We start from the raw sequence: 24,607 nt of genomic DNA, 5'->3' as shown, positions 1-24,607 counted from the left end.
GGTCCGGCCGGGAGCCTCGTCACGTCGGGGCACGTCGGGCGCCCCCGCGGGCCCCGGCCACAGGGGTCAGGCGAGGAACGCGCGCACGCCCTCGACGGCCAGCGCGTGGTCGTCGACCTGCGGCAGGCCCGTGACCACGACGACCCCGACCAGCCCGACGGACGGGACCCGGATCGGGAACGCGCCCCCGTGGGCGGCGTACTCCTGCAGCGGCAGCTCGTGCTGCTCGGCGAACGTGGTGCCGCGCGCCTGCGCCCGCAGCCCGACGAGCAGCGACGACGCGCCGAACCGCTCGACCACGCGCGACTTGCGGTCGATCCACGTGTCGTTGTCCGGCGTCGTGCCCGCACGTGCGGTGTGGAACAGCCGCTGACCGCCGCGCCGGATCGCGATCGCGACGGGCAGGTCGCGCTCGTCCGCGATCTCCCGCAGCAGGCAGCCGAGCCGCCACGCGTCGTCGTGGGTGAAGCTCGGGAAGACGAGCTCGCGCTCGTCGTGCTCGATCTGCGCGATGCGGGCGGTGATGTCGTCGTCGGCCATGCGCCCATCGTGCCGCGCCCCGCGGCACAGGACCCGCGGCCAGCAAGGCGAAGGGCCCCGGTCGTCGACCAGGGGCCCTTCGAATGTGTGCGCGAGGCGGGATTTGAACCCGCACGCCCTTTCGGACACTGGCACCTGAAGCCAGCGCGTCTGCCGTTCCGCCACTCGCGCGCGCCGCAAAGATTAGCACGGTGGCGCGGCGCCCCTGGACGCCCGGGCAGGGTGCCCGGATCGCCCCCGGAGGACGGCGCGACGCCCGTCGTCGGGTGGACGCGCGTGCCCGGTACGTCCACCCCTGGGGCGATCCTGGGCCGCCGTCCGGTCGTTCACCGCAGGTCACAGTTACGATCGAGGCGGATCGTCGCCGTGCGCCCGGGATTCGGGCGCGCCTGACAGCGCGGAGGGAGGCACGGGGTGGGCATCCTCGACCGGTTCGAGAGCAAGGTCGAGCGCGCCGTGAACTCCGCGTTCGCCAAGGCGTTCCACTCCGACCTCAAGCCCGTCGACCTCGTGCAGCGCCTGCGCCGCGAGGTCGACGACAAGGCGGCGATCGTCGGGCGCGACCGGACCGTCGTGCCGAACGAGTTCACGATCGAGCTCGCAACGGCCGATTACGACCAGGTGGAGTCCTGGGGCGCGGAGGCGCTCGCCGACGAGTTCGCCGCCAACGTCACCGACTACGCGGCGAGCCAGCGCTATGCGTTCGTCGGCCCGGTGACGGTGAGCTTCGCGGAGGACGTCGACCAGGACACGGGTCAGTTCCGCGTGCACAGCGCGACGGTGCGCGGTGCCGTGGCGCCCGCGACCAGCGTCGGCCCGACCGCGCGCCACCCGTTGATCGACATCGACGGCCAGCGCTACATCCTGACCGGCGCCGCCACGGTGATCGGCCGCGGCTCGGACGCCGACATCATCGTCGACGACCCGGGCGTGAGCCGCCGCCACCTCGAGATCCGCGTGACGCCCGACGGCGTGGTCGCCACGGACCTCGGGTCGACGAACGGCCTGTTCGTCGAGGGCCACCAGGTGCCGGCGGCGACGCTGCTCGACGGCAACACGCTGACGATCGGCCGCACGCGCATCCTGTTCTGGACGGGCGGCGAGCCCGACGCCGACGAGTGACCCGCCCGCATGAGTGAGGTCACCGTCACCCTGCTGCGGCTGGGCTATCTGGCACTGCTGTGGGTGCTCGTGCTGTCGGCGATCGCCGTGCTGCGCCGCGACCTGTACGGCACGCGGATCGTGGACCGCCGCCGGGCGAACCGCGCGCAGCGCAGCGCGGCCCCCGCGCCGGCGGCACCCGCGCCCGCGGCGAACGGCACGCCCCCCGCCGCACCGCCGCAGCGCGTGTCGCGCTCGGCCCGGTCGGGCTCGGGCCCGACGAAGCTCGTCGTCACCGAGGGCCCGCTGCGCGGCACGATCGTGCCGCTGGGCCCCGCCGCGGTGCTGGTCGGGCGCGCGCCCGGCTGCACGCTGGTGCTCGACGACGACTACTCGTCCTCCCGCCACGCGCGCGTGTTCCAGCAGGACGGCCAGTGGTTCGTCGAGGACCTCGGCTCCACGAACGGGACATTCGTGGCGGACCAGCGCGTCGAGGGCCCGACGCCCGTCCCGACCGGTACACCCGTCCGCGTGGGTCGCAGCGTTCTCGAGCTCCAGAGGTAATCCGTGTCCGTCGCACTCAGGTACGCGGCTCGGTCCGACGTCGGTCTGGTCCGCTCGAACAACCAGGACTCGGCCTACGCCGGGCCGCACCTGCTCATGGTCGCGGACGGCATGGGCGGCCATGCCGGCGGCGACGTCGCGAGCTCGGTTGCGGTCGCGGCGTTCGCGCCGCTCGACGGCGAGTCGCACGGCCCGGACGACGCGCTGGACCGGCTCGAGGCGGCCCTCGAGGACGCGCGCGACGAGATCATCGCGCGCTCGGAGGCCGACCCCGACCTGACGGGCATGGGCACGACCGTCATCGCGATCCTGCGCGCCGGGAACAAGCTCGCGATGGTGCACCTCGGCGACAGCCGCGGCTACCTGCTGCGCGACGGCGTCCTGACGCAGGTGACGACGGACCACACGTTCGTCCAGCACCTCGTCGACATCGGCCGGATCACGCCCGAGGAGGCCGAGCACCACCCGCAGCGCTCGGTCGTCATGCGCGTGCTGGGCGACTTCGACTCGGAGATCACGCCGGACCTGTCGGTGCGCGAGGCGCGCACCGGCGACCGGTGGCTGCTCTGCTCGGACGGGCTGTCGGGCTTCGTCAGCGCGGACACGATCGAGAAGACGCTCGCCACGGTCAAGGACGTCGACGCGTGCGCGGACCGGCTGGTGCAGCTCGCGCTGCGCGCGGGCGGCGGCGACAACGTGACGGTCGTCGTCGCGGACGTCGTCGAGCTCGACCAGGTCGCGGACGGCGAGGGTCCGTCGACGGCAGCGACGGTCGTCGGCGCCGCCGCGGTGAACCGGCACGACCCGACGTCGGCGGCGGACGGCCCGGCCGCTCGCGCGGCGGCGCTCTCGCACGCGGCCGCCGCCACCGGCGCGGGGACGGGAGACGCGGCGGACGACGAGGACGACGCGCCGCGTCGGCACGTCGGGCGCGTCTGGATCGTCGTCGGTGCGCTGCTCGCCGTGCTGCTCCTGTCCGGGTTCGCGGGCTACCGCTGGACGCAGACGCAGTACTACGTCGGCGCCGAGAACGGCGAGGTCACGATCTACCGCGGCATCCCGCAGGAGCTCGGGCCGTTCGACCTCTCGACGCCCGTCCAGCGCACGGGCACGACGCTCGACGACCTCGGCTCGGACTACTTGCGCGAGCGCGTCGACCAGACGATCCGCGCCGACTCGCTCGCGCAGGCGCACGCGATCGTCGCGAACCTCGTGGCGGACGCGGCGTCCCAGGAGCCGACCCCCACGGCGACGCCCGAGCCCACGCCCGCCACGTCCGCACCGGCCCCGACCACCTCCGCACCGACACCCGCCGTGACGCCGTGATGGCGACCGTCCAGCCGCACCGGGTCCGGGCCGGCCGCGGCACCGAGCTGGGTCTGCTGGTCCTCGCCCTCGCGATCGGCATCGGCGGCTACGTGCTCGTCGGCATCGGCACGCAGGACAGCGTCCCGTCGGACGTGCTCGGGTACGGGCTGGGCCTTGCGGGGCTCGCGTTCGGCCTGCACCTCGCGCTGCGCTGGCGCGCGCCGTACGCCGACCCCGTCATCCTGCCGATCGCGGTCGCGCTCAACGGCGTCGGCCTGGCGATGATCTACCGCCTCGACTATGCGTACCGCGCGAAGGGCCGCGTCGGCGGGTTCGCGGAGAAGCAGCTGGTCTGGACGGCGCTGTCGATGGCGCTGGCCGCCGCGGTGATCATCCTGCTGCGCGACCACCGCACGCTGCGCCGGTACACGTACACCGCGATGGTCCTCGGCCTCGCTCTCGTCGCGCTGCCGCTCGTTCCCGGGCTCGGCGTCTCGATCAACGGCGCGCGCATCTGGATCCGGTTCGGCAGCGTCGGCCTGCAACCCGCCGAGCTCGCCAAGATCGTGCTGGCCGTGTTCTTCGCGGGCTACCTCGTGACGCACCGCGACACGCTCGCACTGGCCGGCCCGAGGCTCGCGGGTCTGCAGCTGCCACGCGCGCGTGACCTCGGGCCGATCCTCATCGTCTGGGGCGCGTCGCTCGCGGTGCTCGTCCTCGAGCGCGACCTCGGCACCTCGCTGCTGTTCTTCGGCCTGTTCGTCGCGATGCTGTACCTCGCGACGGAGCGGCTCAGCTGGGTCGTCATCGGCCTGCTGCTGTTCCTGGCCGGTGCGTGGTTCGTCGCGAGCACGTTCGCGCACGTCGGCGCGCGGTTCGACGCGTGGCTGCACGCGTTCGACCCCGCCGTCTTCGACAAGGCCGTCGGCGGGTCGGGCCAGCTGGTGCGCGGGCTGTTCGGGCTCGCGTCCGGCGGCCTCTTCGGCACCGGCTGGGGCCAGGGGCGCCCGGACCTCGTGCCCTACGCCGAGTCGGACTTCATCGTCGCGTCGATCGGCGAGGAGCTCGGGCTCACCGGCCTGTTCGCGCTGCTCATGTGCTACCTGATCCTCGCGCAGCGCGGCCTGCGGACCGCGATCGGGGTCCGTGACGGGTTCGGCAAGCTGCTCGCGGGCGGCCTCGCGTTCGTCGTCGCGTTCCAGACGTTCGTCGTCGTCGGCGGCGTCACCCGGCTCATCCCGCTGACCGGCCTGACGACGCCGTTCCTCGCGTACGGCGGGTCGTCGCTGCTCGCGAACTGGATCATCGTCGCCCTGCTGCTGCGCATCTCCGACGAGGCCCGCCGGCCCGCCCCGGCGATCCGCGCCACCACGCCGGGCATCGGCACGCCGGTCGTCGTCGGCTCCGGCCCGTCGGACTCGCAGCCGACCGAGCGGATCGAGGGCGTCTCGTGAACACGCCCCTGCGTCGCCTCGCCAACGTCGTGCTCGTCATGTTCGTGGTGCTGCTCGGCGCCGTCACGTGGGTGCAGTACCTGCAGGCGTCGTCGCTCGACAGCGACCCGCGCAACGTCCGCACGCTGTACCGCGAGTACGGCAACGCGCGCGGACCCATCGTCGTCGCCGGCAAGGCGGTCGCGTCGTCCGTCAAGGTCGACGACGCGTTCGGCTACCAGCGCACCTACAGCGACGGGTCGCTGTACTCGGCCGTCACCGGCTTCTACTCGGTGGTCAACGGACGGACGCAGCTCGAGCAGGCCGAGAACGACGCGCTGACGGGCCGGGGCGACCAGCTGTTCTTCACACGCATCCGCGACCTGCTCACGGGCAGGCGGCCCGAGGGCGCCGCGGTCGAGACGACGATCCTGCCCGCGGCGCAGAAGGCGGCCTACCGGGGGCTCGGAGACCAGCAGGGCGCCGTCGTCGCCATCGAGCCGTCGACGGGCAAGATCCTCGCGCTCGTGTCGACGCCCGGCTTCGACCCCAACAAGCTCGCGACGCACGACCTGGCCAAGGCCGGTGCGGCGTACACGAAGCTCGCCAACACCGAGGGCAACCCGCTGCGCAGCAACGCGACCCAGGAGATCTTCCCGCCCGGCTCGACGTTCAAGCTCGTCACCACCGCCGCGGCGGTCGAGTCGGGGCAGTACACGCCCGACACGAAGATCGACTCGCCGCGCGTCCTGCAGCTGCCGCAGAGCAGCGCGACCCTGCAGAACTTCGGCGGCGAGAGCTGCGGCGGCGACCAGGTGACGCTGACGCAGGCGCTCGTCGTCTCGTGCAACACGGCATTCGCCAACCTCGGCATGGACCTCGGCGACGACGCGCTGCGCGCCCAGGCGGAGAAGTTCGGCTTCAACACGCCGCTCGCGATCCCGATGAACGTCGTCAAGAGCGTGTTCCCGCCGGACCTCGACCAGCCGTCGACCGCGCAGTCGGCGATCGGCCAGCGCGACGTGCGCGCGACGCCCATGGAGATGGCGATGGTCTCGGCGGCGATCGCCAACGGCGGCACGCTGATGAAGCCGTACCTCGTCGACACGATCCGGTCGGCGGACCTGTCGGTCGTCTCGAAGACGCAGCCGTCGGTGTTCTCCACGGCGGTCTCGTCGCAGACCGCCGCCGAGCTGACGCAGATGATGGTCGACGTCGTGCAGCACGGCACGGGCACCGCGGCGCAGATCCCGGGCGTCGAGGTCGCCGGCAAGACGGGCACGGCCCAGACCGCCGACGGCAAGGCGCCGCACGCGTGGTTCACCGCGTTCGCGCCCGCGTCGAACCCGAAGGTCGCCGTCGCGGTGCTCGTCGAGCACGGCGGCAGCCTCGGCAGCGAGGCGACGGGTGGTGCGGTGGCCGCGCCGATCGCGAAGGCCGTCATCGAGGCGGTGCTGGGCAGGTGAGGACCGCCACGGGAGTCGCGCTCGGCGACCGCTACCGCCTGGTCAAGCAGATCGCGGTCGGCGGCATGGGCGAGGTGTGGGAGGGGTACGACGAGTCGCTCGCGCGGCCCGTCGCCATCAAGGTGCTGCGCGCCGAGTACGCAGGCGACCGCGGGTTCCTCGAGCGGTTCCGCACCGAGGCGCGCAACTCCGCCGCGCTGAGCCACCCGAACATCGCGCAGCTCTTCGACTACGGCGAGCAGGACGGCTCCGGCTACCTCGTCATGGAGCTCGTGGTCGGCGAGCCGCTGTCCGACCTGCTCGAGCGCGAGCCCGTGCTCCCGCCGGTGCGCCTGCTCCCCGTGCTCGCCCAGACGGCCCGCGCCCTGCACGCGGCGCACGAGGCGGGCGTCGTCCACCGCGACGTCAAGCCGGGCAACATCCTGCTGGGCCGCGGCGGCCGCGTGAAGATCACCGACTTCGGCGTCTCGCTCGCGCAGAACCAGGCGACCATGACGGCGACCGGCATGGTGATGGGCACCGCGCAGTACCTGTCGCCCGAGCAGGCCGTCGGCCACGCCGCGACGCCGCTGTCGGACCTGTACTCGCTCGGCGTCGTCGCGTACGAGGCGCTGGTCGGGCACCGGCCGTTCACCGGGCCGACGGCGGTCGACATCGCGGTCGCGCACGTGAACTCTCCGGTGCCGCCGCTGCCCGCGGCGGTCGACAAGCGCGTCGCCGCGCTCGTCATGCGGCTGCTGTCGAAGGACCCGAGCAAGCGGCCCGCGACGGGCGCCGAGCTCGCGGCCGAGCTCGACCGGCTGCTGCCGCGCACGCCCCCGAGCGGTGTGCCCGTCGTCGTGACGACGCCGACGCCCGTCGCGCCGCCTGCCGTGACGGGGCGCGCGCCGGGCACGGCCGCCGCACCGCCGCCGTCGTACCCGCCGCGGCGCGCGCAGCGCGAGGACGCCGTCCACCGGGCGGCGCCCGCCGCGCGGCGCACCTCGACGACGACCGGCGTCCGGCTCGGTCGGCGGGGGCGCCTCTCGTGGCCGCTCGTCGCGCTGATCCTGCTGCTCGTCGGGCTGCTCGGGGCGGCGCTCGCGCACGCCGTGACCCGCGCCGACGGCCCGGGACCTGCGACGGTGCTGGTCGCGACGGCGACCACGCCCGAGACCGACCAGTACCCTCGTGGCGGCGGGGTCGATGGAATGATCACAGCCAACGGGTCTGACGCCGACGCCGGCGCTCCCGCACGGACGGAAGTGAAGGACGCCTAGTGGTGGACGACGGACACAGGATCCTCGCCGGCAGGTACGAGGTCGGTGAGCTCATCGGCCGAGGTGGCATGGCCGAGGTGCACATCGGCCACGACACCCGGCTCGGCCGCACGGTCGCGATCAAGATCCTGCGCTCGGACCTGGCACGCGACCCCTCGTTCCAGAACCGGTTCCGGCGCGAGGCGCAGGCCGCCGCGGCGCTGAACCACCCCGCGATCGTCGCGGTCTACGACACCGGCGAGGACATCGTCACCGAGGCGACGGGCGTCGTCGCGCACGTGCCGTTCATCGTCATGGAGTACGTCGAGGGCCACACGGTCCGCGACATCCTGCGCGACGGCAGCGCGGTGCCGATCGAGGAGGCGGTCGAGATCACGGCCGGCGTTCTCTCGGCGCTGGAGTACTCGCACCACGCGGGCATCGTGCACCGGGACATCAAGCCCGCGAACGTCATGCTCACGCCGACGGGCGCGGTCAAGGTCATGGACTTCGGCATCGCGCGCGCGGTCGCCGACTCGGCCGCCACGATGACGCAGACGCAGGCCGTCATCGGCACCGCGCAGTACCTGTCGCCCGAGCAGGCACGCGGCGAGCAGGTCGACGCGCGCTCCGACCTCTACTCGACCGGCTGCCTGCTGTTCGAGCTGCTGACGGGCCGCCCGCCGTTCACCGGCGACTCGCCGGTCGCCGTCGCGTACCAGCACGTCCGCGAGATCGCGCCCGTCCCCAGCGCGTTCGCGTCCGACGTCCCCGAGTCGCTCGACCGCGTCACCGCCAAGTCGCTGACCAAGGACCGCGACGCGCGGTACTCGACCGCCGCCGAGTTCCGCTCCGACCTCGAGGCGGTGCTGCGCGGCGGTGCCGTCGCGGCACCCGCGGTCGGCGCTGCCGTGATCCCCGCCGCGGCGGGCGAGGCGACGCAGGTGATGGCCCCGGCCGCCGCTGCGACGCAGACGCTCCCGCCCGCGAGCCCGCCGTGGGCGACCACCGGGCTGCCCGCGGTCGTCGAGGGCCCGATCGACGAGGAGCAGGAGGGCGGCCCGCGGCGCTGGGTGCTGTGGACGCTCATCGCGATCGCGGTCCTCGCGGTCGCGGGGATCATCGCGCTGCTCGTCGCCAACGCCAACAAGGCCGACACGTCGCACGTCGCGGTCCCGGACGTCGTGGGCCTCACGGAGGCGCAGGCGCGCACCAAGATCGAACAAGCGGACCTGGTCTTCCAGCGCGCCGAAGCCGCGTCCGACACCGTCGACGCCGGCAAGGTCATCAAGACCGACCCGCCCGCCGACGCGTCGGCCGAGAAGGGCTCCACCGTCCAGGTCACCGTCTCGACGGGCGCGGGCACGGTCACCGTTCCCGACGTCTCCGGCAAGAGCGAGGAGGAGGCCACCCAGGCCCTCACCGACGCGCACCTCACGGTCTCGCCGGCCCGCAAGCAGGACGACAACCCGAACTTCCCGGAGGGCGAGGTCACCAAGACCGACCCCGCCGCCGACCAGACGGTCCCGGCCGGGACCCCCGTCGTCCTGTACGTCTCGACGGGCAACGTCCACGTGCCGAACGTCGTCGGCAAGACGCAGGACGCCGCGGAGACCGCGATCACGAAGGCGAAGCTGACGGTCGTCGTGGAGACGATCGAGTCCGACAAGCCCGAGGGCACGGTCGTCTCGCAGAGCCCCGACGCCACGACGCTGGTGCGGCAGGGCGCCAAGGTGACGATCCAGGTCGCGCAGGCGCCGCAGCAGGTGACGGTGCCGAACGACCTCGTCGGCCTGACGTACGACCAGGCGGTCGCCCGGCTCGCCGACGCGGGCCTGACGAACGTCAAGAAGGTCGCCGACCCGTCCGCCCAGCCCCAGGACACGGTGTTGTTCACCAACCCGTCCGGCGGCCAGAAGGTGGACCCGGGCACGCCGATCGAGATCCACGTCTCCGACGGCAGCGGAGCGGGCGGAGACCCCACCGGCGCGCCGACCGGAGGCTGACGCCCACCGACGGGGAGGGCCCGGTCCCGCCACACCAGGCGGGCCGGGCCCTTCGCTGTCTACGCGGACGAGCGCCGGGTCAGAGCCGGACGAGCGGGTGCAGCCCCTCGGACCGGGCGACGGCCTCGCGGTCGCCGCACAGCTCGAGCCAGTTCGCGAGCAGCCGGTGGCCGCCCTCGGTCAGCACCGACTCGGGGTGGAACTGAACGCCGTGCAGCGGCAGCGTCCGGTGCTGCAGTCCCATGATGATGCCGTGCGTCCGGGCCGTGACGACGAGCTCGTCGGACACGGTCCCGTCGACCACGGCGAGCGAGTGGTAGCGCGTCGCGGTGAACGGCGACGGCAGCCCGCGCAGCACCCCGGTGTCGTCGTGCTCGACGGCGCTCGTCTTGCCGTGCATCAGCTCGGGCGCGTGCGTGACGGTGCCGCCGAACACCTCCCCGAGCGCCTGGTGGCCGAGGCACACGCCGAGCATCGGCGTCCCCGACTCGGCGCACTCGCGGATGACGCGGATGCTCGCGCCGGCCTCGGCGGGCGTGCCCGGGCCGGGCGAGACCAGCACGCCGTCGTAGCCCTGCTCGCGCCAGTCGTCCGGCACGGCGTCGTTGCGCACCACGATCGTCTCGGCCCCGAGCTGCTGCAGGTAGCCGACGATCGTGTAGACGAACGAGTCGTAGTTGTCGACCACGAGGATCTTCGTCACGGCAGAGCTCCTGTCACGGCTGCGCTCGGAGTCACGGCGGTGACCGATCAGTTGCCGACCGTCGTGTCGTTGAAGGGCATGAGCGGCGCGAGCGCCGGGTAGACCCAGGCGAAGCATGCTACGAGCACCGCGGCCGCGAGCACGAGCAGGATCAGCACGCGGACCGCCACCGGACCCGGCAGGTGCCGCCACAGCCACGCGTACATCAGCGCCCCCCGAGGGTCGACGTGGACGTCGGCATCGACGTCAGCCCGGCGTCGGCGAGCGAGGGGTTGCCCTTGGTGCCGAGCAGCTCGACGGGGATCCCGCTGCTAATGGGCGCCCAGTAGTCGAGCTCGCCGTGGACCACGTACCGCTGCGCGGCCGAGTACATCGGCGTGCAGCTCGTCATGGTGATCATGCGCTTCGTCGGCTTCTTGCCCGGCTGGTCGGGCACGGGCGCGATCACCCCGACGTCGTTCGGGTACACGATCTCCTTGGACACCATCCGGTACACGTACCAGGTCGTCTTGGTGCGGATGACGATCGGGTCGCCGACCTTGAGCTCCGCGATCCGGTGGTACGGCTTGCCGTACGTGGTCCGGTGGCCGGCCGTCGCGAAGTTGCCGACGTCGCCCGGCATCTGCGTGCCCGGGTAGTGCCCGACGCCCTTGGGGTTGAGCACGGTCGCGCGGTCGATGCCCTCGCTGATCGGCTTGGCGCCGATGCCGTGCCACCGCGGCACCTGGACGGTCGCGAACGTGACGGCGTGCGCGGGCGCCTTGTCGACCGGCGGCTCGTCGTGCCGCGGGGTCGCGATCTTGACGCGGGCTGCCTCGCCCGCGACCGTCGGCGTCGTGGTCGGCACCGGGTCGGTCGCGAAGTCGTCGACGATCTGCGCCTGCGCCTTGTCGCCCTGCACGTCGGTCCACCACAGCTGCCAGGCGAGGAAGCCGAACAGCAGCACCCCGGCCGTGATCAGCAGCTCGCCGATGACGCCGACGGTGCCGAACACGATCGAGTGGGCGCGCGACGGACGGGCCTTCACGCTGGGTGCGCCCCGCTCGTCACCGGGCGCAGGCGATCCGGGAGCCGCAGGCTCGACGCGGGCGGCCCCCTGCGGGTCGACCGGCACGCCGGCGTGCTCGGGCGCGCTCACCGGTGGGTCCCGCGGGTGGGCAGGGCGTCGGACGAGGTCGGGGTGGGGCTGGCGCTCGGCGACCCCGACGCCGGCGCGAGCTTCGCCTCCGCACCGGCGGCGTCGAGACCCGGCAGCACCGGCGTGCCCGGAGGGACGGTCGCCGCGGTGAGGTCGGTGGCGCCCGAGTAGGCGGGCAGCTCGAGCGGCGAGGACGCGTTCGTGACGGACCAGCCGAGCCCGACCTCGTCGGCGTCGCGCAGGTAGGCCTGCACCGCGGGCGAGGCGTCGAGCGCGGCGCGCAGCCGGGTGGGGTCTCCGATCGCGCGGACCTCGTACGGCGGCGAGTAGAGGCGGCCCTCGAGCCGCAGCACGTTGCCCACGCACCGGAACGCGCTCGTGGAGATGACGCGCTGGTCCTCGAGCGCCATCGCCTCCGCGCCGCCGGCCCAGAGCGCGTTCATCACGCCCTGGATGTCCTGCTGGTGCACGACGAGGACGTCGGGGCTGACGTCGTCGCGCAGCGGCGCGTCCTGCGGCGCGTCGTCGAGCCGCACGGTGACGCCCGGCCCCGTCACGGGCACCGCGCCGCCCTCGACGACGTACCCCGCGCCGGGCGAGCCGATCAGGTCGCCGTTCGCGACGTTCTCGCGGTCCGTGAGCTGCGCGACCTGCTGGCTCAGCCCGTCCACCTGCTTCGACAGCCGCGTGACGCGATCGGTCTCGACCTTCGTCAGCCCGGCCAGGTCCTCGGGGTCCCGGCCGCCGCCCTGCGCGTGCGCGAACTTCGCGTTCGCCGCGAACAGGGCACCCGAGAGAGCGAGCACCAGAGCGACCGTCAGCGTGCCGCGCGCGACGAGGCGACGGGCCCGGTGGGGGTGCTCGTTCACGGGGGGCTCCTTCGGGGGTCCGACCCTCGTCGGGTGCCCACTAGGCTAGGTCACCAGACTGTGCGGTCCGTGGGCCGTACGGCTGACCACACGAGTTCCACCCAGGATCTCGGCGAAGGAGCCGAGATCGTCCGTGGCCGTCGAGCCACCCCGCTTGGACAGGAGCGAGCCAGTGCCCGAGTCTCGGTCGCGCAAGAAGGCCACCTACACGCCGCCGGCCGCGAAGTCGGCCGCGCCGAAGGTCAACCCGCCGTGGTTCGTCCCGGTGATGGTCGGCCTGATGGTCGCCGGCCTCGCCTGGATCGTCGTGACCTACCTGTCGCAGAGCAAGTACCCGATCCCGGGCATCGAGCAGTGGAACCTGGCGATCGGCTTCGTGCTGATCATCGCCGGGTTCGGCATGACGACGCGCTGGCGCTGACCTCACCCTGACGACAGGGACGGCGGACCCGCGCCGTCCCCAGCGGTGGACACAGCTGTGGATAACTACACCGGTGTAATTCCACAGCTGTGGTCAGACCTGGGGACGGCCGCGGGACGCGCGGAGTCGCGCACAGCTCGCCTGGGGACGACGGGCGGGCGCTCTGGGGACGGCCGGTACGAAGCCCGACGAGCGACGAGCGGTCAGAGGCCGGCGGCCGCGTACGCCGCCCGCAGCGCGAGCACCAGCAACGCGACCACGACGATGGGCGCGACCCACGCCGTGGCCTTCTGCCACTTCCTCGGCGCGTAGGCGTACGCGGCGGCGAGCACGGCACCGGTGACGAGGCCGCCGACGTGCGCCTGCCACGAGATGTTCGCGACCACGAACCCGAGCACCAGGTTCAGCACGATCAGCGTGAGGATCGAGCGGATGTCGCCGCCCATGCGGCGCATGACGGCGAACACCGCGCCGAACAGGCCGAAGATCGCACCCGACGCACCGACGACCCCCGACGGCCACGAGTGAGTGAGCTGCGCGATCACCACGACACCGACGGACCCGCCGAACGCGCAGACGAGGTACAGCACGGCGTACCGGATGCGACCGAGCGCGTTCTCCAGGAACGGGCCGACGAACCACAGCGTCACCATGTTGAGGCCGATGTGCGTGATCGACGCGTGCAGGAAGGCCGTGCTCAGCATGCGCACGTAGTCGTGGCTGTCGATCCGCGGGCTGAAGATCCAGTGGCTGGTGAACCCCGGCACGACCTGCTGCAGCACGTACGCCGCGATGTTGATGACGATGATCGTGATGGTGACGACCGGCGCACCGGCGCGCACCTGGCCGCCGAGCACCGTGCGCGGCTGTCGCGTCTGCGCGGCCGCCTCCGCGACGCAGTCGACGCACTGCACGCCCACGGCGGCGGGCCGCTGACAGTCGGGGCAGACGGGCCGGTCGCATCGCTGGCACCGCACGTACGACACCCGGTCGGGGTGTCGCGGGCAGACCGGCGGCGCGACCGGCGCGCCCGGGGCAGGGGTGGAGCTGCTGATGGTCAGTCCTCGACGGTGACCGAGCTGATGACGACGTCCTGCACCGGGCGGTCGCCCGGACGGACCGGCGTCTCGGCGATCGCGTCGACCACCGCACGGCTCTCGTCGTCCGCGACCTTGCCGAAGATCGTGTGCTTGCCGTTGAGCCACGTGGTCGGCGCGACCGAGATGAAGAACTGCGAGCCGTTGGTGCCGCCGACGCGGCCGGTCGCCGGGTCGAGGCGCTTGCCCGCGTTGGCCATCGCGAGGAGATAAGGCTCCGAGAACGTGAGCTCGGGGTGGATCTCGTCGTCGAAGTTGTAGCCCGGGCCGCCGCGGCCGGTCCCGAGCGGGTCGCCGCCCTGGATCATGAAGCCCGAGATGACGCGGTGGAACACGATGCCCGCGTAGAGCGGGTCGGTGCGCTCGGCGCCCGTGGCCGGGTCGGTCCACGCCTTCGAGCCCGTGGCGAGCCCGACGAAGTTCTCCACGGTGCGCGGCGCGTGGTTCGGGAAGAGCTCGATCCGGATGTCACCGGCGGTCGTGTGCAGGGTCGCGAACATGCGCCCAGTCTCGCACGGGCATCGCCGCAGGCGAGGGGTCCGTCGGGCCCGGATCCGCCTGCCGGAGCGGAACCCGGGCGGCGGTGGCAGAGTGTGGGAAACCACGACCACGAGCCGGGAGCCCGCCATGAGCATGAGTAACCGCCGTTCGATCGAGGACCAGGCCGCGGACCTCCGCGCTGCGATCGCGCACGCCGCCGGGAACGCGGCCGGCGCGAGCAGCACGGCCAAGGACGCTGCGGCCGGTGCCAAGGAGGCAGCCAAGGAGGCGGCGGCCAAGGCGAGCGACGCAGCGAGCGCGGCGAAGGACTGGACGACCCCCAAGGTCGAGTCGTTCATCGACTGGCTGCTGCCACGCGTCGAGCACCTGTACAAGGAGAGCGTGAAAGCCGCTGCGCCTCGCGTCGAGAAGGCCGCCGAGTACGCGACCCCCGCGATCGACACCGCGCACGACAAGCTGGTCGACGACCTCATCCCTCGCCTGGTCGACGCGATGAACGACGCCGCCTCGAAGGCCGGGGCCGCCGTCGAGAAGGCCGCGACGCAGGCGGCGGACGCCGCGAGCAAGTCGTCCACCAAGGCCGCGAAGAAGGCCGCCAAGCGCGCGGCAGCGGCAGCCGCGGCGGCGGCCGCAGCCGTCGACGAGGAGAAGCGCCGGCACACCGGCCGCAACGTGTTCTGGCTGCTCCTCGCCGTCGCCGGTGCGGGGGCGGCGATCGCCGCGTGGACCCGGTCGCGCACCACGATCGACCCGTGGGCCGAGCCCTGGGACCCGGGTGAGCCCGCACCGCACCGCAGCGACTTCACGGCGACGGTCGGCGACGCAGCGGACGCGCTCGGCGAGGCCGCGGGCACCGCGGTGGCGAAGGGCCGCGAGGCCGGTCGCCGCGCCGCCGAGAAGGTGGGCGACACGGTCGACGACCTGCAGGACAAGGTGGCCGACGCCAAGGACCAGGCGACGCAGACCGCGCGCAAGGTCACGCGACGCAAGTCCGAGACCAGCGGCGACGCGGCCGGCGGGACGTCCGCCGACGACGACACCCCCACCGGCGAGATCTGACCCGCGCGGGACCGCAGCCCGCAGCTCGCAGGGCCCCCGGCGCCACCGCGTGCCGGGGGCCCCGCGCTGTCCCGCGGCCCCTCCCGCCTGCTCACGCCACCGGCGAAACGCTTCAACCGCTGTCCGCCCGACGCGCGGCCCCGGACGATCGTCCAGCGCCGTGCCGAGGCGGTCGCACGTCCCTGCGCGGCGCCACTCACCCCGCCGCGGAAGAGGACGACATGCCACGTTCAGCGCCCGGCCGTCGACGGCTCGCCGTCGCCGGCGCCACCGCCCTGGCCATCACGGCCGGGATCTTCGTCATGCCCGGATCGGTCGCCACCGCGGCCGACACCGGCCCTGCGTTCAACTACGCCGAGGCCCTGCAGAAGTCGATGTTCTTCTACGAGGCTCAGCGTTCGGGCAAGCTTCCCGCCGACAACCCCGTGTCCTGGCGGGGCGACTCGGGCCTGCAGGACGGCGCCGACCACGGCGTCGACCTGACCGGCGGCTGGTACGACGCCGGCGACCACGTGAAGTTCGGCCTGCCGATGGCGTTCTCCGCCACGATGCTGACCTGGGGCGCGCTCGCCGCGCCCGGCGGCTACACGAGGTCGAGCCAGCTCGACGAGCTGAAGTCGAACCTGCGCTGGGCGGACGACTACTTCCTCAAGGCCCACACCGCCCCGAACGAGCTCTGGGTCCAGGTGGGCGACGGCGAGGCGGACCACAAGTGGTGGGGCCCGGCCGAGGTCATGGCGATGGCCCGGCCCTCCTACAAGATCGACGCGAGCTGCCCCGGCTCCGACGTCGCGGGTGAGACGGCCGCCGCGCTCGCCAGCGGCTCGATGCTCTTCAAGTCCGACGACCCGACGTACTCGGCGAAGCTCCTGACGAACGCCAAGCAGCTGTTCACGTTCGCCGACACGTACCGCGGCAAGTACTCCGACTGCGTCACGGCCGCCGCGGCGTACTACAAGTCGTGGTCCGGCTACGAGGACGAGCTCGTCTGGGCGGCGTACTGGCTGTACAAGGCCACGGGCGACGCCACCTACCTCGCGAAGGCCGAGACCGAGTACCAGAAGCTGTCGTACGCGAACCAGACGACGGTGCACTCGTACGCGTGGACCGTCGCGTGGGACGACAAGTCGTACGCCGACTACGCGCTCCTCGCGATGGAGACCGGCAAGCAGCAGTACGTCGACGACGCGAACCGCTGGCTCGACTGGTGGACGGTCGGCTACAACGGCCAGAAGGTCACGTACTCGCCGGGCGGCCAGGCCGTGCTCGACTCGTGGGGCTCGCTGCGCTACGCCGCGAACACCGCGTTCGTCGCGCTGCTCTACTCGAAGTGGACGACGGACGCGACGCGCAAGGCGCGGTACCACGACTTCGGCGTGCGACAGATCAACTACGCGCTCGGTGACAACCCTCGGAAGTCGTCGTACGAGATCGGCTTCGGCGCGAACCCGCCGACCAAGCCGCACCACCGCACGGCGCACGGGTCGTGGCTCGACAGCATCGACAACCCCGTCAACGACCGGCACGTGCTGTACGGCGCGCTCGTCGGCGGCCCGTCGTCGGCGAACGACCAGTACACCGACAGCCGTTCCGACTACACCTCGAACGAGGTTGCGACGGACTACAACGCGGGGTTCTCGAGCGCGCTGGCCGTGCTGACCGACGAGTGCGGCGGCACGCCGCTCGCGAGCTTCCCGGTCGCGGAGAAGCCGGACCAGGACGAGATCTTCGTCGAGGCGCAGCTCAACCAGCCGCAGTCGGGCAGCTTCACCGAGATCAAGGCGACGATCCGGAACGAGTCGGCGTTCCCGGCGCGGTCGCTCACGAACGGCACGCTGCGCTACTGGTTCACGCTCGACTCGGGCGACTCGGCCTCGGGCGTCACGCTCTCGTCGAACTACAGCGAGTGCGGCTCGCAGGGCGGCTCACCGGTCAACGCGGGCGGCACCCTGTACTACGTCACGATCAGCTGCGTCGGTCAGAACATCTACCCCGGCGGCCAGTCGCAGCACCGCCGCGAGATCCAGTTTCGCGTGACCGGCGGGTCGCACTGGGACGCGACGAACGACCCGTCGTTCGCCGGGCTCTCGACGACCGCGTCCGTCAAGACCAAGGCGATCACGCTCTACGACGGCGGCAAGCTCATCTGGGGCACGGAGCCCACGGGAACGACCACCCCGCCGCCCACCTCGCCGACGAGCCCGCCGCCCGCCGACACCACGCCCCCGAGCACGCCGGGCAAGCCGGCCGTGTCGAACGTGTGGACCTCGGGCGCGACCCTGACCTGGTCGGCGTCGACGGACTCCGGGTCGGGCGTCGCCGGCTACGACGTCTACCGGCTGTCGGGCACGACGTCGACGCTGGTCGGCAGCACGTCGACCACGACGTACACGCTCACCGGCCTGACGCCGATGACGACGTACTCGTACGCCGTGGTCGCCCGGGACGCCGCGGGCAACGCCTCCGCGGCATCGCCGACGGCGTCGTTCACGACGTTCGACGCCACGATCTCGCCGAGCCCGACGACCCCGCCGCCGTCCGGCGGCTGCAAGGTCGCGTACTCGACGAGCGACTGGAGCAGCGGCTTCACGGGCTCGATCCACCTGACGAACACCGGGTCGACGCCACTGACCTGGCAGCTCGCGTTCGCCTTCACCGCCGGTCAGAAGGTCACGCAGGGCTGGAGCGCCACGTGGTCGCAGTCCGGCGCCAACGTGACGGCGACCGGGCTCGACTGGAACAAGACGCTCGCGGCCGGTGCCTCGACGGACATCGGCTTCAACGGCACCCACACGGGGACCGACCCGAAGCCGACGTCGTTCACCGTCAACGGCCAGGCCTGCACGCTGGGCTGACAGCGCCGACGACGCCCGCGGTCCGGTGGCCGCGGGCGTCGTCGCGCCCGGCCCGTCAGTCGAGGAAGAGCGCGCGCAGCCGCTTCGCGGTGAAGGTGATCCCGACGGCGATCATCACGACGAAGTACGTGAGGTGACCGAGCATCGCGCCGCTCAGCGCGCCCGTCGTGAGCCCGCGGATCAGCTCGACCGCGTGCCAGAGCGGGAACGCCTTGACCACCCACTGCACCGGCTCGGGGTACACGGTGATCGGGTAGAACGTGGCCGAGAACAGGAACATCGGCAGGAGCACGGTGTTGATGACGTCCATCTGCTGGATCGTCGTCATGTAGCTCGTGATCGCCATGCCGATGCTCGCGAAGCCGAACGCGATCAGCAGCACCGCCGGGACCGCGAGCAGCGCCCACGGCGAGAGCACGAGGCCGAGCACCTGCATGATCACGAGGAACGCCGCGGCGTACGCGCCGCCGCGCAGCAGCGCGAACGCGATCTCGCCGAGCGCCACGTCGAGCGGGCCGATCGATGTCGTCAGCATCGACTGGAACAGCCGACCGCCCATGTTCATCTTGAAGAACACGTTCCACGTCGAGTCGTAGACCGCGCCGTTCATCGCCGACACGGCGAGCAGACCCGGAGCGATGAAGGCCGCGTAGCTGACGACCTGGCCGCTCGGCAGCGTCACGTCGCCGATGAACGCGCCGAGCCCCTTGCCCATCGCGAGCAGGTAGAAGACGGGCTCGAAGAACCCGGACAGGATCACGGTCCAGGTGGTGCTGCGCGTCGCGGCGAGCTCGCGGCCGAGCACCGCGCGCGCGTTGCCGGCGTACAGGGCGCGCACCGCGCTCTGCCGCCGCACCTCCGGGCCGCGCGCGTCTCCGGTCGTCCGGGTGCTCGTCATCCGCGCAACCTCCGGACGAACACGCGCCGCGCCGCCACCCACCCGGCCACGCACAGCGTGAGCAGCACGACGACGTGCCACCCGACGGGCCACGACCCGGGCGAGCGTCCGTAGGAGGCCGCGCGCCCGATCTCGCTCGCGTGCCAGAGCGGCGAGACCCAGCCGATCCACTGCAGCCACACCGGCAGCGTCGCGAGCGGGTAGAACGTGCCCGAGAACAGGAACATCGGCGTGAACACGAACCGGTTCACGAGCGCGAACTGTCCCTTGTCCTCGGTGATCGTCGCCGAGTAGGCGAGCAGCGGCAGGCCGAACGCCATGCCACCCAGCAGCCCGGCGCCCGCGACCGCGAAGGCGGACCACGGGTCGCCCAGACCGCCGAACAGCACCGCGATGGCCGCGAACGCCAGGGTCGAGAACAGCATCCGACCGGCGACGGCGAGCACGAACCCGGTGACGATCTGCGGCGGCTCGACGGGCGAGTCGTTCATGCCCCAGAACAGCCGGCGCCACTTGAAGCCCATCATCACCGAGTACTGGAACTCGTCCGACGCGACGGCGACGCCGGCCGAGGCGACGAGCGCCGGTGTGACGAACAGCAGGTAGCTGACCGGCCCGTCCGGCCCGTCGGCGATGGGCCTCGTCATGAAGGAGGCGAGCCCGAAGCCGATGCCGAGCAGGTACAGCAGCGGGCTGCCGATCGTGTTGACGACGACCACCCACAGGTACCGGCGCATCTGCCGGAACTGGTGCTCGGCGATGTACCACCAGCCGAAGCGCCGCGGCCCGCGAGCGGCGGCGACGAGCTCGTCGCGCGTCGCGGTCATTCGATCAGGCTCCGTCCCGTGAGGCGCAGGAAGACGTCCTCGAGGCTCGACCGGCGCACGAGGCTCGTGGTCGGGCGCATCCCCTCGCGAGCCACGTGCTCGAGCAGGCGCTCGCCGTCGTCGGTGTAGAGCAGCACGCGGTCGGGCAGCACCTCCACGCGGTCGGCGGCGCTCTCGAGACGGGCGCCTGCGTCGGCGTTCCGGTCGGTGCCGAACCGGAGCTCGACGACTTCGCGCGTCGAGTACCGGCGGATCAGCTCGGCCGGGCTGCCCTCGGCCATGATGCGGCCGTGGTCGACGACGATCAGCCGGTCGCACAGCTGCTCGGCCTCGTCCATGTAGTGCGTCGTGAGCACGAGCGTCGTGCCGCGCTCCTTGAGCCGGAACAGCCGGTCCCACAGCACGTGCCGCGCCTGCGGGTCGAGGCCCGTGGTCGGCTCGTCGAGCATCAGGACGCGGGGCGTGTTGATGAGCGCCCGGGCGATCGTCAGCCGCCGCTTCATGCCGCCCGACAGGTCGTCGACCTTCGCGGTCGCCTTGTCCTCGAGCTGGGCGAACGCGAGGAGCTCGTCGGCCCGCCGCAGGCACTCGGCGCGCGAGATGCCGAAGTAGCGCCCGTAGACCACGAGGTTGTCCCGCGCGCGGAGCTCGAGGTCGAGGTTGTCCTCCTGCGGCACCACGCCGAGCTGCGCGCGGATCTCCGGACCGTGCGTGTCGGGATCGAGCCCCAGGACCGTCAGGTCGCCGGCCGTGCGCGCCGAGACCGCTCCGACCATCCGCATCGTGGTCGACTTGCCGGCGCCGTTCGGTCCGAGCAGCCCGAACGACTCGCCCGCGGGCACCTCGAAGTCGATGCCGTCGACCGCCGCGAGGTCGCCGTAGCGCTTGACGAGCCCGCGGGCCGAGATGACGGTCACGAGGAGCAACCTAGGACGGACCTCCGACGTCCGGCACGTCGGGAGCCCCCCGTCGACGAGCGACAGCCCGTCCTGGTCGCCCGGGGCAGCACCACCGCGCGGCGTTTCCCGTTTGACCGGCTGCGACCCGGGGCACCACCCTCGCGGGCATGGACCCGCTCGACGTCTGGCCTTTCCCCGCCCTCCGAGTCACGAGCGGCGACCTCGAGCTGCGCTATCTCGACGACGACCTGCTGCTCCAGGCCGCGCTCCTGGCTGCCGACGGGGTGCACGCGGCGGACGCGATGCCGTTCACCGTGCCGTGGACGCGTGGCACGCCGGCCGAGGTCGCGACCTCGGTGCTGCGTTACCAGTGGAGCCGGCGCGCCGAGCTGTCGCCCGAGCGGTGGGTTCTCGAGCTGGCCGTCCTGCGCGGCGGCGAGCTGGTCGGCCTCCAGGGCGCGCAGGCGACGGAATTCCGCGTCACGCGCCAGGCCGAGACGGGCTCCTGGCTCGGCCTGCGCTTCCAGGGTCAGGGCATCGGCACCCGGATGCGCCGCCTGATACTCCACCTGCTGTTCGAGGGTCTCGGCGCGGAGCGCGCGACGACGACCGCCTTCGCGGACAACGCGCGCTCCAACGGCGTCACCCGCCGCGTGGGCTACCGCGAGAACGGCCGCGACGTGCTGCCCCGTGAGGGCGCGGCCGCCGAGTCGATCCGCTACGTCCTGACGCGGGACGCGTGGGCCGCGGACCCCGACCGGCCCGAGGTCGCTCTCGACGGCGTCGCCGCCGTGCGCCGTCACCTCGGCGTGCCGGACTGACCCGCGGTCGGCAGCAGCTGGTCGCGGAGGCACGCGGCGAGCCACTCCGCGTACGCGTCGTCGCTCCAGGCGCACCCGTCCGTCGCCGCCAGGTAGACGTGCAGTCCGGTGAGGATCCACGCGCGGTCGAGCAGCGTGTCGGCCGCGACGTCGGTGCGCAGCTCGAGTGACGCCAGCAGCTCGCGCAGCCCTTCGCGACGATGCTCGTCGCCGAGCCTGCCGAGCTCGACGATCGCCGGGTCGGTCACCGCGTCGCGGGCCGCCGAGATCACCGCCTTGCTCGAGGACAGCAGCGCCGCCGTCCACCGCGCGAAGAGGGTGAGCTTCTCCGCAGACGACTCCGCCGCCTCGATGCGCACCCACCACCCGTCCGCGTCCGCGTCGTCCTCGAGCTGACTCAGCAAGGCCGCGACGATCGCTCCCTTCGACCCGTAGGTCGCGTACACCGTCGGCACCGCGACGCCCGCGCGCCCGGCGATGGCTGCCACCGTGGTGCCGGCGAAGCCGTGCTCCGCGAACAGCTCACGTGCCGCGAGCGCGATCCGTGCCCGCGTCGCGGCCGCGCGAGCGGCCCGCACCGGTGACCGGTAGCGCGACGTCCCGCTCGTGCCGCCGCCCTGGTGCGCTTCCATATAGCGCACTATATTGAATTCTGAGCACGGGGGGAGCCATGGAGGGATCGGTGGACGCCCGCGACGCCCACGGCGGGCGTGGGCAGTGGATCGGGTCCTGGATCGGCGCCGCGTTCGGGCTCGTCTACGTCGAGGTGAACGCCGCGCCGCTGTCGGCAGGGCCGCGCGTCGCCGTACGGGTGGCGGGCATCGCCGCGTTCGCCGCGGTCGCATGGTTGCTGGTCCGCCGTCGCCCCCGCGACACCGGCGACGACGGCCCCGGACGACCGGTGTTCGGCCGCGCCTACTGGCTGATCGTCCTCGCGGAGGTCGTCGCGCTGTTCGTCGGCGTCCGCGTGGTCGCCGGGCCGCTCGGCATGCCCGACGCGGGCGTCGCGTGGGTGTCGCTCGTGGTCGGCGCGCACTTCCTACCGCTCGCCGCGCTCTTCCGCGTCCGGCCGTTCTGGTGGCTGGGCCTCGGGATCGCGGCGTGTGGCGTGGCCGGCCTGGCTCTCGCGGTCGGTGACGCGTCCGCCGCGGCGATCGCCGTGGTCGGCGGTCTGGTGCCGGGCGTGTTGCTCCTCGCCAGCGGATGGCTCGGGGGGTGGACGCTTCCGCCGGCCGCGCCCCTCGACGCGATGACGACGTCCGTCGGCTCGGACGACGCGCGTCCCTGACGGCGCTCGCTCCCGTCCGCCCTCCGGTGGACAGCACCGGCGCGCACCACCACCCTGGTTCTGGGCCTCGAGCAACGGTGCCCGACGCCCGCCTGGGGGTGAACCATGAAGCTGAAGCGCGCTGCGTTCGTGATCCTGGCGGCGGTCGGCCTGACCGTCGCGGCCGCCGGCCCGGGCCAGGCGGCGTCGGGCGACATCAACGCGACCTGGTGCTGGCTCGCGCACTGGTACTCGATCTACCCGACCTGCAACGCCTACGGCGACTTCTACGCCGACGGCGAGTCGTTCAAGCTCCAGGACACCCGTGCGGACGGCCACTCGGTGGTCATGCGCATCTGGATCGACGGCGACCGCAAGTCCGACCTCTGGAACAAGTACGGCGACGGCCAGTACGTCTACCGCGACTACGCGCTCGCCGAGGGCACGCCCGTGAAGTTCCAGCTCTGCATCGGGGAGTACTCGACGAAGACGGTGCTCGACTGCCAGGACAAGACCTGGTCGGGTCACGCCTGAGCGCTACCGCTCCGCGACCCGCCGTCAGCGGCTCGGGTCGTAGCCCAGCACGTCACCGGGCTGGCAGCCGAGCTCCCGGCAGATGGCCGCGAGCGTCGAGAACCGCACCGCCCGTGCGCGTCCGTTCTTGAGCACCGAGAGGTTCGCGAGCGTGATGTCCACGCGCGCGGCCAGCTCGGTGAGCGTCATGCCGCGGGCCTCGAGCAGCGCGTCGAGGTGCACGACGATCCCGGCGTCGTCGTCCGCGTCTGTCGCGGGCGTCACACCAGCCCCTCGACGTCGCGCTGCATCCGCACGCCGAGCCGCAGCACCTCGGCGCCGCCGGCCAGCGTGAGCCCGACGACCAGCGGCACGAACGACACGGACCAGCTCGGCTCGACGTACCCCGCGAGCCGCGGCGACTCGAGGATCCCGACCCGACCCCAGGCGCCGAGCACCTGCGCGAGCATCCCGCCGAACCCGACCACCACCGCGGCCGCGTAGACGCGCCGCAGGTTCGCCGCCCGGAACAGCCGGCCGCGGCGCAGGTCGCGCACCACCAGGAGCGCGAGCGCCAGGGCGACGGCCACGACGACGCCGGTCAGCAGCGCGGAGCCGCCCAGCCCCGCGGTCTGACGCAGGTCCGGGTCCCACGCCTGGATCTCGACGCTGTTCGGCAGCGTCGACTCGACGGCCTCGCCCCGGTGGTACTCACCGTCGCCGAGGCCGCGAGCGAGCGCCGCCGGCAGCGTTCCCCCGAGGTCCGCCGCGGCCCTGGCCCACACGTCCGGGGACAGGTCGGCGCGGATCTCGCGATCCATCCCCCAGTACGGGCCCTGGCCGATGCCGAGCATCGACGGGCCCACCAGCGGCCGCACCACCTGCGTGACGATCACGACCGCGAGCAGCACCCAGAGGGTGGCCTCGAGCAGCCCGGCCACCACCCGGGCGCGCGCCGGGTTCGGCTGCACCCGCAGGTCGTCGTCGATCGCCGTCGTCTGCATGGCCGTCCTTATCGTTATTCGATGTTATCGATCAACGATAAGACCGCGATCGTTCGGGCGCAATGATCCAGCGGGTGCC

26 protein-coding genes and 1 tRNA gene are annotated in these 24,607 nt (G+C 72.7%); 13 read left to right on the top strand and 14 right to left on the bottom strand.

Annotated elements, in window-relative coordinates:
* Window positions 1-66: 66 nt before the first annotated feature.
* Both QRT04_RS09045 and QRT04_RS09040 read right to left on the bottom strand, forming a co-directional pair.
* Window positions 67-540: a heme-degrading domain-containing protein gene (locus tag QRT04_RS09045; protein ID WP_289454884.1), complete on the bottom strand. Its 474-nt coding sequence runs from the start codon at window positions 538-540 to the stop codon at window positions 67-69.
* Between the two features lie 88 nt (window positions 541-628).
* Window positions 629-711: transfer RNA gene (locus tag QRT04_RS09040), tRNA-Leu, on the bottom strand.
* 243 nt (window positions 712-954) lie between these two features.
* On the opposite strand from QRT04_RS09040, the gene QRT04_RS09035 reads away from it, so the two are divergent.
* The 7 genes from QRT04_RS09035 to pknB are packed head-to-tail and all read left to right on the top strand — an operon-like array spanning window position 955 to window position 9,656.
* Window positions 955-1,662, top strand: coding sequence for an FhaA domain-containing protein (locus QRT04_RS09035; RefSeq protein ID WP_289454883.1), 708 nt, complete (start codon window positions 955-957; stop codon window positions 1,660-1,662).
* Between the two features lie 9 nt (window positions 1,663-1,671).
* Window positions 1,672-2,205 carry an FHA domain-containing protein FhaB/FipA gene (locus tag QRT04_RS09030; RefSeq protein WP_289454882.1) on the top strand — a complete coding sequence of 178 codons (534 nt, stop codon included), beginning with the start codon at window positions 1,672-1,674 and terminating at the stop codon, window positions 2,203-2,205.
* Window positions 2,206-2,208: 3 nt separating this feature from the next.
* Window positions 2,209-3,531, top strand: a complete 1,323-nt coding sequence (locus QRT04_RS09025; protein WP_289454881.1) for a Stp1/IreP family PP2C-type Ser/Thr phosphatase — start codon at window positions 2,209-2,211, stop codon at window positions 3,529-3,531.
* Window positions 3,531-4,967, top strand: a complete 1,437-nt coding sequence (locus tag QRT04_RS09020) for an FtsW/RodA/SpoVE family cell cycle protein (RefSeq protein WP_289454880.1) — start codon at window positions 3,531-3,533, stop codon at window positions 4,965-4,967. Before QRT04_RS09025 ends, QRT04_RS09020 begins: the two co-directional genes overlap by 1 nt.
* Window positions 4,964-6,412, top strand: a complete 1,449-nt coding sequence (locus tag QRT04_RS09015) for a peptidoglycan D,D-transpeptidase FtsI family protein (protein ID WP_289454879.1) — start codon at window positions 4,964-4,966, stop codon at window positions 6,410-6,412. Before QRT04_RS09020 ends, QRT04_RS09015 begins: the two co-directional genes overlap by 4 nt.
* A complete protein-coding gene (locus QRT04_RS09010; RefSeq protein ID WP_289454878.1) occupies window positions 6,409-7,671 on the top strand; it encodes a serine/threonine-protein kinase in 1,263 nt (420 codons plus the stop codon). The genes QRT04_RS09015 and QRT04_RS09010 overlap by 4 nt, the downstream gene beginning before the upstream one ends.
* On the top strand, window positions 7,671-9,656 hold the full coding sequence (gene pknB, locus QRT04_RS09005) for a Stk1 family PASTA domain-containing Ser/Thr kinase (protein WP_289454877.1): 1,986 nt from the start codon (window positions 7,671-7,673) through the stop codon (window positions 9,654-9,656). The genes QRT04_RS09010 and pknB overlap by 1 nt, the downstream gene beginning before the upstream one ends.
* Before the next feature lie 79 nt (window positions 9,657-9,735).
* Here the strand turns inward: pknB and QRT04_RS09000 are convergent, their stop codons facing one another.
* The 4 genes from QRT04_RS09000 to QRT04_RS08985 are packed head-to-tail and all read right to left on the bottom strand — an operon-like array spanning window position 9,736 to window position 12,366.
* The gene (locus tag QRT04_RS09000; protein WP_289454876.1) at window positions 9,736-10,359 is read right to left on the bottom strand and encodes an aminodeoxychorismate/anthranilate synthase component II; all 624 of its coding nucleotides are present in this window, start codon (window positions 10,357-10,359) and stop codon (window positions 9,736-9,738) included.
* 47 nt (window positions 10,360-10,406) lie between these two features.
* Window positions 10,407-10,565, bottom strand: a complete 159-nt coding sequence (locus QRT04_RS08995; protein WP_289454875.1) for a hypothetical protein — start codon at window positions 10,563-10,565, stop codon at window positions 10,407-10,409.
* The gene (locus QRT04_RS08990) at window positions 10,565-11,497 is read right to left on the bottom strand and encodes a class E sortase (protein WP_289454874.1); all 933 of its coding nucleotides are present in this window, start codon (window positions 11,495-11,497) and stop codon (window positions 10,565-10,567) included. Before QRT04_RS08990 ends, QRT04_RS08995 begins: the two co-directional genes overlap by 1 nt.
* Entirely contained in the window at window positions 11,494-12,366 is an 873-nt protein-coding gene (locus QRT04_RS08985; protein ID WP_289454873.1) for a DUF881 domain-containing protein, read from the bottom strand. Before QRT04_RS08985 ends, QRT04_RS08990 begins: the two co-directional genes overlap by 4 nt.
* 172 nt (window positions 12,367-12,538) lie before the next feature.
* Between QRT04_RS08985 and QRT04_RS08980 the strand changes: the two genes are divergently transcribed.
* The gene (locus QRT04_RS08980; RefSeq protein ID WP_289454872.1) at window positions 12,539-12,787 is read left to right on the top strand and encodes a cell division protein CrgA; all 249 of its coding nucleotides are present in this window, start codon (window positions 12,539-12,541) and stop codon (window positions 12,785-12,787) included.
* 203 nt (window positions 12,788-12,990) lie between these two features.
* Here the strand turns inward: QRT04_RS08980 and QRT04_RS08975 are convergent, their stop codons facing one another.
* Window positions 12,991-13,707: a rhomboid family intramembrane serine protease gene (locus tag QRT04_RS08975; protein ID WP_326522457.1), complete on the bottom strand. Its 717-nt coding sequence runs from the start codon at window positions 13,705-13,707 to the stop codon at window positions 12,991-12,993.
* Between the two features lie 137 nt (window positions 13,708-13,844).
* Window positions 13,845-14,384, bottom strand: a complete 540-nt coding sequence (locus tag QRT04_RS08970) for a peptidylprolyl isomerase (protein ID WP_289454871.1) — start codon at window positions 14,382-14,384, stop codon at window positions 13,845-13,847.
* A gap of 127 nt (window positions 14,385-14,511) precedes the next feature.
* Here QRT04_RS08970 and QRT04_RS08965 point away from each other — a divergent pair, with 127 nt between their 5' ends.
* A complete protein-coding gene (locus QRT04_RS08965; RefSeq protein WP_289454870.1) occupies window positions 14,512-15,444 on the top strand; it encodes a YtxH domain-containing protein in 933 nt (310 codons plus the stop codon).
* 221 nt (window positions 15,445-15,665) lie between these two features.
* Complete coding sequence (locus QRT04_RS08960; protein ID WP_289454869.1) at window positions 15,666-18,299, top strand: glycoside hydrolase family 9 protein; 2,634 nt, start codon at window positions 15,666-15,668, stop codon at window positions 18,297-18,299.
* Window positions 18,300-18,354: 55 nt separating this feature from the next.
* Here the strand turns inward: QRT04_RS08960 and QRT04_RS08955 are convergent, their stop codons facing one another.
* From QRT04_RS08955 to QRT04_RS08945, 3 genes are read right to left on the bottom strand one after another with little or no spacing between them, the layout of a single operon-like run.
* Window positions 18,355-19,197, bottom strand: a complete 843-nt coding sequence (locus QRT04_RS08955) for an ABC transporter permease (RefSeq protein WP_289454868.1) — start codon at window positions 19,195-19,197, stop codon at window positions 18,355-18,357.
* Window positions 19,194-20,024: an ABC transporter permease gene (locus QRT04_RS08950; RefSeq protein WP_289454867.1), complete on the bottom strand. Its 831-nt coding sequence runs from the start codon at window positions 20,022-20,024 to the stop codon at window positions 19,194-19,196. The genes QRT04_RS08955 and QRT04_RS08950 overlap by 4 nt, the downstream gene beginning before the upstream one ends.
* Window positions 20,021-20,941: an ABC transporter ATP-binding protein gene (locus QRT04_RS08945; protein ID WP_407653576.1), complete on the bottom strand. Its 921-nt coding sequence runs from the start codon at window positions 20,939-20,941 to the stop codon at window positions 20,021-20,023. Before QRT04_RS08945 ends, QRT04_RS08950 begins: the two co-directional genes overlap by 4 nt.
* Before the next feature lie 149 nt (window positions 20,942-21,090).
* Between QRT04_RS08945 and QRT04_RS08940 the strand changes: the two genes are divergently transcribed.
* Entirely contained in the window at window positions 21,091-21,744 is a 654-nt protein-coding gene (locus QRT04_RS08940) for a GNAT family N-acetyltransferase (RefSeq protein ID WP_289454865.1), read from the top strand.
* Here QRT04_RS08940 and QRT04_RS08935 read toward each other — a convergent pair.
* Complete coding sequence (locus QRT04_RS08935) at window positions 21,723-22,376, bottom strand: TetR/AcrR family transcriptional regulator (protein WP_289454864.1); 654 nt, start codon at window positions 22,374-22,376, stop codon at window positions 21,723-21,725. The two genes, QRT04_RS08940 and QRT04_RS08935, sit on opposite strands and share 22 nt — an antisense overlap.
* A 50-nt stretch (window positions 22,377-22,426) precedes the next feature.
* Between QRT04_RS08935 and QRT04_RS08930 the strand changes: the two genes are divergently transcribed.
* Both QRT04_RS08930 and QRT04_RS08925 read left to right on the top strand, forming a co-directional pair.
* Window positions 22,427-23,032 carry a hypothetical protein gene (locus QRT04_RS08930; RefSeq protein WP_289454863.1) on the top strand — a complete coding sequence of 202 codons (606 nt, stop codon included), beginning with the start codon at window positions 22,427-22,429 and terminating at the stop codon, window positions 23,030-23,032.
* 105 nt (window positions 23,033-23,137) lie between these two features.
* The gene (locus QRT04_RS08925) at window positions 23,138-23,545 is read left to right on the top strand and encodes a hypothetical protein (RefSeq protein WP_289454862.1); all 408 of its coding nucleotides are present in this window, start codon (window positions 23,138-23,140) and stop codon (window positions 23,543-23,545) included.
* 24 nt (window positions 23,546-23,569) lie between these two features.
* Here QRT04_RS08925 and QRT04_RS08920 read toward each other — a convergent pair whose 3' ends face one another.
* Both QRT04_RS08920 and QRT04_RS08915 read right to left on the bottom strand, forming a co-directional pair.
* Window positions 23,570-23,809 (bottom strand): helix-turn-helix domain-containing protein, encoded by a 240-nt coding sequence (locus tag QRT04_RS08920; RefSeq protein WP_289454861.1) that lies wholly within the window; start codon window positions 23,807-23,809, stop codon window positions 23,570-23,572.
* The gene (locus QRT04_RS08915; RefSeq protein ID WP_289454860.1) at window positions 23,806-24,528 is read right to left on the bottom strand and encodes a DUF2975 domain-containing protein; all 723 of its coding nucleotides are present in this window, start codon (window positions 24,526-24,528) and stop codon (window positions 23,806-23,808) included. Before QRT04_RS08915 ends, QRT04_RS08920 begins: the two co-directional genes overlap by 4 nt.
* Between the last annotated feature and the right edge of the window lie 79 nt (window positions 24,529-24,607).

The organism is Cellulomonas alba (assembly GCF_030362835.1).
Taxonomy (GTDB): domain Bacteria; phylum Actinomycetota; class Actinomycetes; order Actinomycetales; family Cellulomonadaceae; genus Cellulomonas; species Cellulomonas alba.
This window is presented reverse-complemented; position numbering and strand designations above follow the sequence as displayed.